At 67.3% G+C, this 13,299-nt stretch carries 11 protein-coding genes; 3 read left to right on the forward strand and 8 right to left on the reverse strand.

Going from position 1 to position 13,299, the window contains the following annotated elements; genetic code table 11:
- The first annotated feature begins 9 nt into the window (after positions 1-9).
- Positions 10-843, forward strand: coding sequence for an outer membrane protein assembly factor BamD (locus tag O9Y01_RS01025; RefSeq protein ID WP_442952690.1), 834 nt, complete (start codon positions 10-12; stop codon positions 841-843).
- A 133-nt stretch (positions 844-976) separates the two neighbouring features.
- Here the strand turns inward: O9Y01_RS01025 and O9Y01_RS01030 are convergent, their stop codons facing one another.
- Together O9Y01_RS01030 and O9Y01_RS01035 are read right to left on the reverse strand one after the other, a co-directional pair.
- Entirely contained in the window at positions 977-2,959 is a 1,983-nt protein-coding gene (locus O9Y01_RS01030) for an ATP-dependent DNA helicase (protein ID WP_269630520.1), read from the reverse strand.
- A 184-nt stretch (positions 2,960-3,143) separates the two neighbouring features.
- On the reverse strand, positions 3,144-3,347 hold the full coding sequence (locus O9Y01_RS01035; RefSeq protein ID WP_269629633.1) for a YdcH family protein: 204 nt from the start codon (positions 3,345-3,347) through the stop codon (positions 3,144-3,146).
- Positions 3,348-3,447: 100 nt separating this feature from the next.
- Between O9Y01_RS01035 and O9Y01_RS01040 the strand changes: the two genes are divergently transcribed.
- On the forward strand, positions 3,448-4,212 hold the full coding sequence (locus O9Y01_RS01040) for a PP2C family protein-serine/threonine phosphatase (protein WP_269629634.1): 765 nt from the start codon (positions 3,448-3,450) through the stop codon (positions 4,210-4,212).
- Between the two features lie 6 nt (positions 4,213-4,218).
- Here the strand turns inward: O9Y01_RS01040 and O9Y01_RS01045 are convergent, their stop codons facing one another.
- The 5 genes from O9Y01_RS01045 to O9Y01_RS01065 form a co-directional block, all read right to left on the reverse strand.
- Positions 4,219-4,842, reverse strand: a complete 624-nt coding sequence (locus tag O9Y01_RS01045) for a hypothetical protein (protein ID WP_269629635.1) — start codon at positions 4,840-4,842, stop codon at positions 4,219-4,221.
- Entirely contained in the window at positions 4,839-5,939 is a 1,101-nt protein-coding gene (zapE, locus tag O9Y01_RS01050; RefSeq protein WP_269629636.1) for a cell division protein ZapE, read from the reverse strand. Before zapE ends, O9Y01_RS01045 begins: the two co-directional genes overlap by 4 nt.
- 81 nt (positions 5,940-6,020) lie before the next feature.
- On the reverse strand, positions 6,021-7,451 hold the full coding sequence (lpdA, locus tag O9Y01_RS01055) for a dihydrolipoyl dehydrogenase (protein WP_269629637.1): 1,431 nt from the start codon (positions 7,449-7,451) through the stop codon (positions 6,021-6,023).
- Positions 7,452-7,570: 119 nt separating this feature from the next.
- Positions 7,571-8,812 carry a 2-oxoglutarate dehydrogenase complex dihydrolipoyllysine-residue succinyltransferase gene (gene odhB, locus O9Y01_RS01060; RefSeq protein ID WP_269629638.1) on the reverse strand — a complete coding sequence of 414 codons (1,242 nt, stop codon included), beginning with the start codon at positions 8,810-8,812 and terminating at the stop codon, positions 7,571-7,573.
- Positions 8,813-8,924: 112 nt separating this feature from the next.
- Complete coding sequence (locus tag O9Y01_RS01065; protein WP_269629639.1) at positions 8,925-11,780, reverse strand: 2-oxoglutarate dehydrogenase E1 component; 2,856 nt, start codon at positions 11,778-11,780, stop codon at positions 8,925-8,927.
- A gap of 407 nt (positions 11,781-12,187) precedes the next feature.
- Here O9Y01_RS01065 and O9Y01_RS01070 point away from each other — a divergent pair, with 407 nt between their 5' ends.
- Positions 12,188-13,030, forward strand: a complete 843-nt coding sequence (locus O9Y01_RS01070) for a 2OG-Fe(II) oxygenase family protein (protein ID WP_269629640.1) — start codon at positions 12,188-12,190, stop codon at positions 13,028-13,030.
- 54 nt (positions 13,031-13,084) lie between these two features.
- Here O9Y01_RS01070 and O9Y01_RS01075 read toward each other — a convergent pair whose 3' ends face one another.
- The gene (locus O9Y01_RS01075; protein ID WP_269629641.1) at positions 13,085-13,276 is read right to left on the reverse strand and encodes a hypothetical protein; all 192 of its coding nucleotides are present in this window, start codon (positions 13,274-13,276) and stop codon (positions 13,085-13,087) included.
- Positions 13,277-13,299: the final 23 nt, after the last annotated feature.

Consider the following 13,299-nt stretch of genomic DNA (forward strand, 5'->3'; position numbering starts at 1 on the left):
AGCGGTTCCGTGCCTGTGCTGTCCGCGGACAGGCCCGCCCGTCGGCTCAACGCCGTGCCCGCCCGAGTGCTGGCGGGCAGCCTGGTGCTGGCCCTGGCCGCCTGCTCGTCCCCCTTCAAGGAGGATCCCAATTCACAGGCCAGCCTGGACAAATTGTACTCAGAGGCCAAGGACGACCTGGCCAACGGCGGCTACGACCGGGCCATCAAGGGCCTGGAAAAGATCGAGGGCCGTGCGGCCGGTACGGTACTCGCCCAGCAGGCGCAGCTGGACATCGCCTGGGCCTACTACAAGAGCGGCGAGCGGGCCCAGGCCATCAGTGCCCTGGACCGCTTCATCAAGCTCAATCCCTCCAGCCCGGCCATGGACTACGCCCTCTACATGAAGGGCACCGTCAACTTCAACGAGGACATGGGCCTCTTCGGCCGTCTGGCCAGCCAGGACGTGGCCGAGCGTGACCAGCAAGCCTCGCGTGATGCGCTGCTGGCCTTCCGCCAGCTGGTCGAGCAGTTCCCGGACTCGAAGTACGCCGAGGACGCGGCCGTCCGCGTCGACTTCATCACCAACACCCTGGCAGCCTACGAGGTCCACGTTGCGCGCTACTACTTCAACCGCGGCGCCTATGTGGCCGCGGCCAACCGCGCCCAATCCGCGGTCAAGGAGTTCGAGACGGCCCCCGCCGCCGAGGAGGCGCTGTCCATCATGGTCCGCAGCTACGAGCAGCTGGGCCTGCCCAAGCTGCGTGACGACGCCGAGCGCGTGCTGCGCAAGAGCTTCCCGCAGAGCCAGTACCTGGCCGGCAACGAGCGCGCGGCCAAGAAGCCCTGGTGGAAGCTCTGGTAACCCCCTGGACGCCCGCCCGCAAGGCGCATGCAGCGAAAGCCGCATGCGCTTTTTTCATGGCCGGAAGGCACGCTGGCTCAGCGCATGAGCCAGGGCTGACGCGGGCGCGGTGCGAGGCGCTACGCCGGCGGCTTCAGGACCCCGTCCAGGCCGCGACCAGCGCGGCAGGTCCACGCTCGGCGGCCAGGCCGCGCAGCCAGCTCAGCGCCTCGCCCTCGTTGGCCACCGGCGTCATGGGCGGCAGGGCTGCGCGCAGCCGCCGGCCGTAGTTCATGCCGGCCATGCGTGGGTCGCAGACGACCAGCAGCCCCTTGTCCGTCTCCGTGCGGATCAGCCGTCCTCCGCCCTGCTTGAGCGCGATCGCGGCCTCGGCGATGAAGTAGTCGGCAAAGGCATTGCGGCCCTCGCGCTCCAGGCGCTGCACCCGTGCCTCCACCAGCGGATCGTTGGGCGGCGGGAAGGGCAGTTTGTCGATCAGCACGCACTGCAGCGCATCGCCCGGCACGTCGATGCCCTCCCAGAAGCTGGCCGAGCCCACGAGCACCGCGCGGGGGTCTTCCATGAACTGCTGCAGCAGCATGCGCTTCGGGATGGCGCCCTGCACCAGCACCTTCAGCGGCGCCCCCAGGGCCTCCAGCTCGGTCTTCAGCGCATCGCCGATCACCTGCAGGGCGCGCAGCGTGGTGGTCAGCACGAAGCAGCGGCCTCCCAGCGCCTGCGCGCAGCGCGCGGCCAGCACGGCCACGCTGGCCGAGTGATGCGGCTCGGACGGCTTGGGGAAACCGCGCGGCACATAGAGCCGCGCGTGATTGGGGTAGTCGAAGGGGCTGCCCACGCGCAGCACCCGCGCGTCCGTCAGCCCCGAGGACTCGGTGAACCAGCTCAGGCGCTCGTCGTCCCCCAGGGTGGCGGAGGTGAAGATCCAGGCCTTGGGCGAGTCCTTCAGCTGCTCCTGCATGGCCTCGCGGATGTCCAGGGGCGACTCCACCAGCCTTGCCTGGTGCGGGCTGATGTCGATCCAGCGCACCGCCCCCGGCGCCGGCTCCAGCGAGAAGGCATGGGCGCGCTCAGAAAGCTGCCGGGCGCGCTCGATCAGACGCAGGAAGTCCGGCGAGCCGTTCTCCACGGCGGCCAGCGCCTCGGCGGCCTCGTCGGCCGCGCAGGCAACCTCGGCCAGCGCGGCGGCGAAGCCCCCCTGCCCCGCCCGTTCGTTCCAGCGCAGCTTGATCAGGCCGCGCAGGTCCTTGAGCGGCCCGGCGCAGACCAGGCGCAACTCGCGTGCCGCCTTCTCCAGTTGGCCATGCAGGGACTGCCAGTCCATCGTGCCGCGCGCTTCGGTGAGCCCCAGGGCCAGCATGTCACGCGCAAAGTCGATCAGCTGCGAGGTGCCCAGGTTCTGGCCGAGGAACTGCACGCCGGCCTCGGTCAGCTGATGGGCTTCGTCGAACACGGCGACGTCGACGCTGGGCAGCAGCTCGGCCACGCCGCTGTCGCGCAAGGCCATGTCGGCGAAGAAGAGGTGGTGGTTGACGACGGCGATGTCGGCCTCCATGGCCTCACGCCTTGCCTTGACGACGAAGCACGAGCTCCACTGCGGGCATTCGCTGCCCAGGCAGTTCTCCCGCGTCGAACTGACGATGGGGATGACGGGCGAGCGCTCGTCCAGACCGTCCAGCTCGGCGAAGTCACCGGTGCGCGTCTGCTGCGCCCAGCGCTCCACGCGTGCCAGGGCCAGCACGGAGCGGCGGTCGGGCAGCTCGGCGCCATGCCGCGCGTACTCGAGGCGATGCAGGCACAGATAGCTGCCGCGCCCCTTCAGCAGGGCGATGCGGGCCGGCACGGACAGCGCCGCGCACAGCCGCGGCAGGTCGCGCAGAAAGAGCTGGTCCTGCAGGCTCTTGGTCGCGGTGCTGATCAGGGCCCGCCCGCCGCTGAGCAAGGCGGGCACGAGGTAAGCGAAGGTCTTGCCCACGCCCGTGCCCGCCTCGACCACCAGGCTCTCCCGCCGCGCGATGGCACGGGCCACGGCCTGCGTCATGGCCAGCTGGGGCTCGCGGGGGCTGTAGCCGGCGTCGGCGCGCGACAGCGGACCGCCCTGGTCGAAGGCGGCCTGCACCCATTGCTCCAGCTCGCTGGGCGGGGTGGTGTCGGTGGCGGGGGTGTCCGGGTCCGGGGAGCTCAAGAGCGTGGCGTCGTCTGGGTCAGGCGCGGGGCCCGGGGCATGGGGAAGTGGTGAGGAGCGATGCTAACGAGACGGCAACTTCAGGTCCGCCTGGCATGACAGCAGGCCCGCGTGTCGCTCATGCCGGCTCGTCGGGCTCGCTGGCCTGTTCCAGGCGGGCAATCCGATCCTTCAGGGCCAGGCGGCGCTTCTTCAGGCGCTGCAGCTGCAGTTCATCCAGCGGCAGCATGCCCGAGGCGCGATCGATGAGACCGTCAAGATCCGCATGCTCCATCCGCAACTCGATCAATTGGCGTGACAGGGAGTGAAGATCTGCGTCCATTTGTGGGGAACCCGGGGGGATGGGCCCGCGAATCGCTTCCGAGGCGCCGGTCCGGCCTTCATTCCCGATTATAGTTTTGGGCAAACTCGCCTGAGACCGCATGAGCCGCAACCCTGGATTTCGACTGAACGCCGCCACCGGCATCCACCGGGGTGACCGCACGTACCAGCAGGACCAGGTCCAGGTCATCAGCCACCCGCGCATTGCGGGCTGCGTGCTGGCCGTGCTGGCGGACGGCATGGGCGGCAAGAGCGGCGGGCGCAAGGCCGCCGACCAGGTCGTGCTGACGGCCCAGCAGCTCTTCGAGCGCTTCTCCCCGGAAGACGAGAACCCGGCCGACCTGCTGCGCCAGATCGCCGACGAGGCCCACCTGATGATCAAGCTGACGGCCATCTCCGCCGAGGAGGAGCCGCACAGCACCATCGCCGCCTACCTGATCACGCCGGACCGCCGCTGCCACTGGCTGCATACCGGCGATTCGCGCATCTACTTTTTCCGTGGCCCCAACATGCTCAAGCGCACGCTGGACCACTCCTATGTCCAGCGCCTGGTCGACGAAGGCAAGATCAGCGAGAGCGAGGCCTCGACCCATCCGCAGTCCAATCTGTTGACCGGCTGCCTGGGCACCGTGCAGGACCCCACGCCCACGGGCGACGTCATCGGCCCGCTGGAGCCCGGCGACTGCCTGATGGCCTGCAGCGACGGCCTGTGGCACTACTTCAATCCGCGCGAACTGGGCACCGTGCTGCACAGCCTGCCTCCGCGCGAGGCCGCCGAGCTGCTGCTCAACAAGGCCCGGCAGCGGGCCCATGGCAGCGGGGACAACCTCTCCCTGGCCGTGGTCCGGATCGAACCCCTGGGCTGAGGCCGTTCAGCGAGGCGCGGACGCCGCGCTCGGGGGCGGCAAGGGCGGCGCCAGCGGCTTGTGCAGGGCACGGTCCTGCAGGCGCTCCAGGGCCTCGCGGCGATGCGCCTCGGCCTTGCGGATGCGGCTCTGCTGGTCACGCGCCCGCTGCGCTGCGGCGGCTTCATCCTGGCGCCGCAGCTTCTCCACATCGGGCACCGGGCGTGCCGGGCGCGAGGCCGCGGAGGCCGGCTGCGCCGCCTCGGCGCGAGGCAGCGGAGGCGCCGCCATCAGGGCTTCGCTGCGGCGCCTGGCCTCCAGCTGCGCCTGCTCCTGCGCCTTCTCGCGCAGGCGCTGGCGGCTCTCCGAGGCCCGCTGCTCGCGCTGGGCCAGGGACTCTGCCAGTTCCTCGTCCAGCAAGGGCTGCAGGGCCTGCTGGCGCGCGAGCCTGGCCTCCTGCTGGCAGGCGTTGACGGCGAAGCGGGCCAGGCAGTCCTGGACGGCCTGCTGGTAGCGCTGCTCGATCGCACTGCGGGCTGCACGGCGCTCATCCTCGCCACGCTCACCGGCACTGGCGGCCACGCCGCAGCAGGCCAGCCAGAGGGCCAGGGCCAGGCGGGTGAAGCGGCGTTGTCGGGCGGCGGGGCTCATGTCAGCGAAGTATCCACTTCCCGGCGCTCCAGCTCCAGGTACTCGCGCGATTGCATTTCCTGCAAGCGGGACACCGTGCGCGGGAACTCATGCGCCAGCGGGCCTTCGGTGTAGAGCTGCTCGGGCGGCACCGCGGCCGAGATGACCAGCTTGCAGCGGCGGTCATAGAGCACGTCCACCAGCCAGGTGAAGCGCCGCGCCTCGCTGGCCAGGCGCACCGGCATTTCGGGCACGCCGGACAGGATCAGGGTGTGGAAACGCGAGGCCAGCTCGAGGTAGTCGTTCTGCGAGCGCGGGCCGCCGCAGAGGGTCTGGAAGTCAAACCACACCACGCCGCCCGCACGGCGCCGTGAACGCAGCTCGCGGTGCTCGATGTGCAGCAGCGGGTCTTCGTCCTTGGCCTCGGCAAGGCTCTCGAAGGCATGCGTCAGCGCGGCATCGGCCTTGTCGTCCAGCGGGCAGTGGTAAAGCTCCACATGCTCCAGCGAGCGCTGGCGGTAGTCGGTGCCATGGTCGACGTTGATGACCTCCATCTTCTCCTTCAGCAGCTCGATGGCCGGCAGGATGCGGTCGCGGTGCAGGCCATTGGGATAGAGGCCGTCCGGATGGAAATTGGAGGTCGTGACGATGGACACGCGGTACTTGAACAGCGCGTCCAGCAGCCGGTGCAGGATCATCGCGTCCGTCACGTCGGCCACGTGGAATTCGTCGAAGCAGATCAGCCGGAAGCGTTTGGCGATGCGCTTGCCCAGCTCGTCCAGGGGATCGGCGATGCCCTTGAGGTCCTGCAGCTCGCGGTGCACCTCGCGCATGAATTCATGGAAGTGCAGGCGGGTCTTGCGCGTGAGCGGCACGGCCTGGAAGAAGCAGTCCATGAGGAAGCTCTTGCCACGCCCCACGCCGCCGTACATGTAGACGCCACGCGGAATGGGCGGGCGCACCAGCAGCTTGGTGACGGCATTGCTGCGGCGGGCCTTGTAGTCCGCCCATTCATCCTGGCAGCGCTGCAGGGCCGCGATGGCGCGCAACTGCGCGGGATCGGCCGTGAAGCCGCGTTCTGCCAGGGTCTGGTGGTAGAGCTCGGTGACGCTGCTCATGGGGCCTCAGGCTGTTCCTCGTGACATCGTGAAAAGGGGCGACCGAGGCCGCCCCTTTGAACCCGTGACTTCCGATCGGGATCAGAAATTCAGGGTGCGCTTGTCCACGGCCAGGGCCGCTTCCTTGGTGGCTTCGCTCAAGCTCGGGTGGGCGTGGCAGATGCGGGCAATGTCCTCGGCCGAGGCCTTGAACTCCATCGCCACCACGGCTTCGGCAACCAGCTCGGAAGCGAAGGGGCCGATGATGTGCACGCCCAGGATCTCGTCGGTCTTGGCGTCTGCCAGCATCTTCACGAAGCCGGTGGTGTCGCCCAGCGCGCGAGCGCGGCCATTGGCCATGAAGGGGAACTGGCCGGCCTTGTACGCGACACCCTCGGCCTTGAGCTGCTGCTCGGTCTTGCCGACCCAGGCGATCTCGGGACTGGTGTAGATGACCCAGGGAATGGTGCCGAAGTTCACATGGCCGTGCTGGCCTGCGATGCGCTCGGCCACGGCCACGCCCTCTTCCTCGGCCTTGTGGGCCAGCATGGGGCCGCGCACGACGTCACCCACGGCCCAGACATTGGGCAGGTTGGTCTTGCACTCGTCGTCCACGACGATGGCGCCGCGCTCGTCCAGCTTCAGGCCCACGGCTTCGGCATTCAGGCCGATGGTGTTGGGCACGCGGCCGATGGAGACGATCAGCTTGTCCACCACCAGGCTCTGCTCGGCGCCCTTGGCGTCGGCGTAGGCGATGGTGACGCTGTCCTTGCCCTTGGTCACCGAGGCGATCTTCACGCCGAGCTGGATGTCCAGGCCCTGCTTCTTGAAGACCTTGGCGGCTTCCTTGGCCACGGCTTCGTCGGCAGCGCCCAGGAAGGCCGGCATGGCTTCGAGGATGGTGACTTCGGCACCCAGGCGGCGCCACACCGAGCCCATCTCCAGGCCGATCACGCCAGAGCCGATCACGCCCAGCTTCTTGGGCGTGGCGGGGATGCGCAGCGCGCCGTCGTTGGAGAGGATCAGCTCTTCGTCGAACTCGGCGCCGGGCAGCTGGCGGGCATTGGAGCCGGTGGCGATGATGACGTGCTTGGCACTCAGCGTCTCTTCAGCAGCGCCAGCCACCTTGATCTCGTAGCCGCCGTCCTTGGCAGCGACGAAGGAGCCGCGGCCGTGGAAGAAGCTGACCTTGTTCTTCTTGAACAGGTAGAGGATGCCGTCGTTGTTCTGCTTCACGACGGTGGCCTTGCGGCCGATCATCTTGGCGACGTCGATCTGGACGTTGTCCGCCGTGATGCCGTGCTCGGCGAAGTGGTGGTTGGCGTGCTCGAAATGCTCCGAGGACTGCAGCAGGGCCTTGGAGGGGATGCAGCCGACGTTGGTGCAGGTGCCGCCCGGTGCGGGGCCGCCCTTCTCGTTCTTCCACTCGTCGATGCAGGCCGCGTTGAAGCCCAGCTGGGCGGCACGGATGGCGGCGATGTAGCCGCCGGGGCCGCCGCCGATCACGACGACGTCAAAGTTCTTGGTGCTCATGTCTTGATTCCTTGTCGCAGCAGGCCCCGAGGGCTCGGGGCATGGCAAACGGCCTCAGGCTCGCGTACAGGTTCCGGGGATGGACCTGCCGCGCTGCCCTGAGGCCGCGCAGTCACCATTTAGATGTCAAACAGCAGGCGGGCCGGGTCTTCCAGCGCTTCCTTCATCGTGACCAGGCCCAGCACGGCTTCGCGGCCGTCGATGATGCGGTGGTCGTAGGACATCGCGAGGTAGTTGATCGGGCGCACCACGACCTGGCCGTTCTCGACCACGGCGCGGTCCTTGGTGGCGTGCACGCCCAGGATGGCCGACTGCGGCGGGTTGATGATGGGGGTCGACAGCATGGAGCCGAAGGTGCCGCCATTGGAGATGGAGAAGGTGCCGCCGGTCAGGTCGTCGATGGAGATCTTGCCTTCCTTGGCCTTCTGGCCGAACTCGGCGATCTTCTTCTCGATGTCGGCAAAGCTCAGCTGGTCGGCATTGCGGATGATGGGCACGACCAGGCCACGGGGCGAGCCCACGGCGATGCCGATGTCGAAGTAGCCGTGGTAGACGATGTCATTGCCATCGACCGAGGCGTTCAGCACCGGGAACTTCTTGAGGGCAGCGACGGCGGCCTTCACGAAGAAGCTCATGAAGCCCAGCTTGACGCCGTGCTCCTTCTCGAACTTCTCCTGGAACTTCTTGCGCATCTCCATCAGCGGCGCCATGTTCACTTCGTTGAACGTGGTCAGGATGGCGTTGGTCGACTGCGACTGGATCAGACGCTCGGCCACGCGGGCGCGCAGGCGGCTCATCGGCACGCGCTGCTCGGGGCGGTCACCCAGGTTCTGTGCGACGGGCGCGGCGACGGCCGGCAGCGGCTTGGCGGCGGCCACGGGGGCGGCGACCGGCGCGGCCACGGCGGCAGGCTTGGCGCCGGCGGCCAGGGCGTCGCCCTTGGTCACGCGGCCGTCCTTGCCGGAGCCGGCGACGTCGGTGGCCTGCAGGCCCTTCTCGGCCAGGATCTTCGCGGCGGCGGGCATGGCCACGTCACCCTTGTTGGCGGCAGCAGCGGGGGCTGCGGCGGCCGGAGCGGCTGCAGGCGCTGCAGCCGGGGCGGCCACGGCACCGGCCTTGCCTTCGGTGTCGATGCGGGCGATGACTTCCTCGCTCACGACGGAGGCGCCGCCGTCCTTCAGGGTCTCGGCCAGCACGCCGGCGCTGGGCGCGGGCACTTCCAGCACGACCTTGTCGGTTTCGATCTCGATCAGGATCTCGTCCACCGCGACGGCTTCGCCGGGCTTCTTCTTCCAGGAGATCAGGGTGCCTTCGGACACCGATTCAGACAGTTGGGGAACCTTGACTTCAACGATTGCCATGATGATTCTTTCTGCTTGCTGCTGCGCTGGCCGCTCACTGCCCGCGGTCCGGCGTCACGAGGTGGACGCCTGAACCGGGCGGGTCAGGAGCGGCACCCAGGGCCGCTTTGACTTATTTGGTGAGAACGAAGCCCTTGAGCTTGGCGAAGGCCTGGTCCAGCAGCGCCTTCTGCTGCTCCTGGTGCAGGTGCGCATAGCCGCAAGCCGGCGAGGCGGACGCGGGGCGACCGGCGAAGCCCAGCTTCTGGCCGTCCAGCATGTTCTCGTGGATGTAGTGCTGCACGAAGAACCAGGCGCCCTGGTTCTGCGGCTCGTCCTGGCACCACACGATGTCCGCGGCGTTCGGGTACTTCTTGATCTCGGCGGCGAAGGCCTTGTGCGGGAAGGGGTAGAGCTGCTCGACGCGCAGGATCGCGACGTCGGTGGCCTTCTTCTCCTCGCGCTTCTTGACCAGGTCGTAGTAGACCTTGCCCGAGCAGGCGATCACGCGCTTGACCTTGGCGGCGTCGATGCTGGCGTCCAGCTCGCCGATCACGGTCTGGAACTCACCCTTGGTGAACTCGGACAGCGGCGAGGTGGCGTCCTTGGCACGCAGCAGGCTCTTGGGGGTCATGATGACCAGCGGCTTGCGGAACATGCGCAGCATCTGGCGGCGCAGCACATGGAAGATCTGCGAAGCCGTGGTGGGCTGCACGATCTGCATGTTGTTGTCCGCGGCCAGCTGCATGAAGCGCTCCAGGCGGGCCGAGCTGTGCTCGGGGCCCTGGCCTTCGTAGCCGTGCGGCAGCATCATGGTCAGGCCGTTGGCACGGCCCCACTTCACTTCGCCCGAGGCGATGAACTGGTCGATCACGACCTGCGCACCGTTGACGAAGTCGCCGAACTGGGCTTCCCAGATGGTCAGCGTGTTGGGCTCGGCAGCGGCATAGCCGTACTCGAAGCCCAGCACGGCCTCTTCCGACAGGATGGAGTCGATGACCACGAACGGGGCCTGGTTCTCGGCCACGTTCTGCAGCGGGATGAAGGTGCCTTCGTCCCAGTTGCTGCGGTTCTGGTCATGGATCACGGCATGGCGGTGCGTGAAGGTGCCGCGGCCGCAGTCCTCACCCGACAGACGCACGGGATAGCCCGAAGCGACCAGCGAGGCGAAGGCCATGTGCTCGCCCATGCCCCAGTCGACGTTGATCTCGCCACGGCCCATGGCGGCGCGGTCGGCGATCAGCTTCTGCACCAGGTTGTGCGGGACGAAGTCCTTGGGCAGCGTGGTGATGCGCTCGGCCAGACGCTTCCATTCGGACACGGGGATGGCGGTGTCGCAGTTGTCCGTCCACTTCTTGCCCAGGAAGGGCGTCCAGTCCGTGGCGTACTTGCCCTTGTAGTTGGTCAGCACCGGGTCCACGGTGTGACGGCCTTCGTCCATGGCGGCGCGGTAGGCCTTGACCATGTTGTCGGGTTCGTCGGCAGCCAGGGCGGTCTGGGCGACCAGCTTGTCGGCGTACAGCTTGCGGGTGCCGGGGTGGGCGGCGACCTTCTTGTACATCAGGGGCTGGGTCAGGGCCGGGGTGTCCTGCTCGTTGTGGCCCAGCTTGCGGAAGCAGACGATGTCGATGACCACGTCCTTCTTGAACGCGGTGCGGTAGTCCATCGCCAGCTGTGCGGCCCACACGACGGCTTCCGGGTCGTCGCCGTTCACGTGCAGCACCGGGGCCTCGATCATCTTGACGACGTCGGAGCAGTACTGCGTGGAACGCAGGTCGCGCGGGTCGCTGGTGGTGAAGCCGATCTGGTTGTTGATGACGATGTGCACCGTGCCGCCCGTGCGGTAGCCGCGGGTCTGGGCCATGCACAGCGTTTCCTGCACGACGCCCTGGCCGCCGAAGGCTGCGTCACCGTGCACCAGCACCGGCAGCACCTGGCTGCCGGCGGTGTCGCCGCGGCGGTCCTGGCGGGCGCGCACGCTGCCTTCGACCACCGGGTTCACGATTTCCAGGTGCGAGGGGTTGAAGGCCAGGCTCAGGTGGACAGGGCCGCCCTGCGTGGACACATCGCTGGAGAAGCCCTGGTGGTACTTCACGTCGCCTGCGGGCAGGTCGTGGGCACCCTTGTGCTCGAACTCGGCGAACAGGTCCTTGGGCATCTTGCCCAGGGTGTTCACCAGCACATTCAGGCGGCCGCGGTGGGCCATGCCGATCACGATTTCCTGCACGCCGTTCTCGCCGGCGCGCTGGATCAGCTCGTCCATCGCGGCGATGAAGCTCTCGCCACCTTCCAGAGAGAAGCGCTTCTGGCCGACGTACTTGGTGTGGAGGTAGCGCTCCAGGCCTTCGGCCGCGGTCAGGCGATCGAGGATGCGCTTCTTGTCTTCCGCATTGAAGGTGGGCTTGCCGCGCTGCTTCTCCAGGCGCTCCTGCCACCAGCGCTTCTCGGCGGGGTCGGAACCGTGCATGAACTCGGCGCCGATGGTGCCGCAGTAGGTCTCGCGCAGGGCCTGAACGATCTGGCGCAGGCTCATGGTCTCGCCACCGAAGTAGGTGTTGGCGGCGGAGAAGGCGATGTCCATGTCGGACTCGCTCAGGTCGTAGAAGGCCGGATCGAGTTCGGGAATCTTGGGACGCTCACCACGCTTGAGCGGGTCGAGCTCGGCCCAGCGGTTGCCCAGGAAGCGGTAGGCGGCGATCAGGGACTGGACGTGCACCTGCTTGCGGGCCACCGCCAGGTCGGCGCTGGATGCCTTGTTGCCGAAGGCATTGGCCTTGGCGCGCTGGGCGAAGGATTCGATGACGGGCGCATGGGCCACGTCGCGGGCGTCGCTGCCGTCCACGGCAGGGACGTGCTGGAGGGCGTCGAAGTAGGCGCGCCAGTTGTCCGGCACGGAACCAGGATTGTCGAGGTAAGCCTCGTACATCTCTTCGACATAGGGCGCATTGCCCCCGAACAGGTACGAATTCGACCTGTATTGCTGCATCATTTCGCTCACCTCTTGTTCCGGTTTCCAGAACTGTTGGCTGGTTGGACAACCTTCCGCGACACGGCTTGACCGGTTGGCGGATTGCGACCCGCCTTTGCTGTTGCCAGAAAAGGGGACGGGAAGGACCTGAGGATGCGCACCTGCCACCACTGGCTTCCGGTACGAATCCCCATCACAGGGAACCGGACTGTAACACCCTTGCCATCTGCCACCAATGCACCGGCCGCCTTGATCTTCGGCAACTTGAGGCCGCTTCTGAGGCTTTTGCACGGCCCGGCCCTGGCTTGCCATTGGAGTGCCGGCAGGCCAAACGTTTGCGAATTCACGGGCCATGGCCTAGACTTCCCGCGCGCGCCACGGCCCCGCGATTGAATGGCCGGGCGACGGGAAGAGAAAAGGACTCCCCCATGCAAGTCAGCGTCGTTGACTACCGCGCCCCGGATGCCGCCGAGCGCTTCACCCGTTCCCTGCATGAAACCGGCTTCGGTGTGCTGGTGAACCATCCCATCCCCCAGACGCTGGTCGAGAAGATCTATGCCGACTGGCTCGGCTTCTTCAACGGCGACGAGAAGACCGGCTACACGTTCTCCAAGGAGACGCAGGATGGCTGGTTCTCCACCGAGATCTCCGAGACGGCCAAGGGCTTCACGCAAAAGGACATCAAGGAGTACTTCCACATCTATCCCTGGGGCCGCATCCCACCGGCCCTCAAGGACGATGCGATGCAGTACTACGGCCTGGCCAACGGCCTCGCGGCCGAGCTGCTGTCCTGGGTGGAGCGGCACACCCCGCCGGACATCGCGAAGAACTACCGCGAGCCGCTCTCCCACATGATCAAGGACAGCCGCCAGACCCTGCTGCGCGTGCTGCGCTACCCGCCCCTCACCGGCCAGGAGCCCGCCGGCTCCCTGCGCGCTGCGCCGCACGGGGACATCAACCTGCTGACCATCCTCCCCGCTGCCAACGAGCCCGGCCTGCAGGTGCAGGCCAAGGACGGCAGCTGGGTCGACGTGCCCTGCGACTTCGGCATGCTGATCATCAACATCGGCGACATGCTCCAGGAAGCCTCGCAAGGCTACTACCCCTCCACCATCCACCGCGTGGTGAACCCCGTGGGCGACGGCGCGAAGAAGAGCCGCATCTCCCTGCCCCTCTTCCTGCACCCGCGCAACGAAGTAGTGCTGAGCGACCGCTACACGGCGCACAGCTATCTGGAGGAGCGGCTCCGCGAGTTGGGCGTCAAGGGCTGACGCAGAGGCCTTCTCAAGAACCAGAAAAAGGGTGCTCGCAAGCACCCTTTTCCTTTATGCAAGCATTCCGTCAGAGACGAGTTTGCTGCCATTCCTCTCATTGTTGTTGTTCTGGGTATTTCGCTCGTTGTTGGTGTCAGCTTGAAGCTGAACGCCACCGGCAACAGCCTGCAACAACTCGGAGCTCAACTCCTGGGCATCGTTCTTCTGCTGAGGAACTCGCTTACCTACAAGCCTGGATTTCATTCATTCTCCTTTTCCATTAATAC

Origin of the sequence: Pelomonas sp. BJYL3 (genome assembly GCF_027257975.1) — a bacterium.
GTDB lineage: Bacteria > Pseudomonadota > Gammaproteobacteria > Burkholderiales > Burkholderiaceae_C > Roseateles_B > Roseateles_B flavus.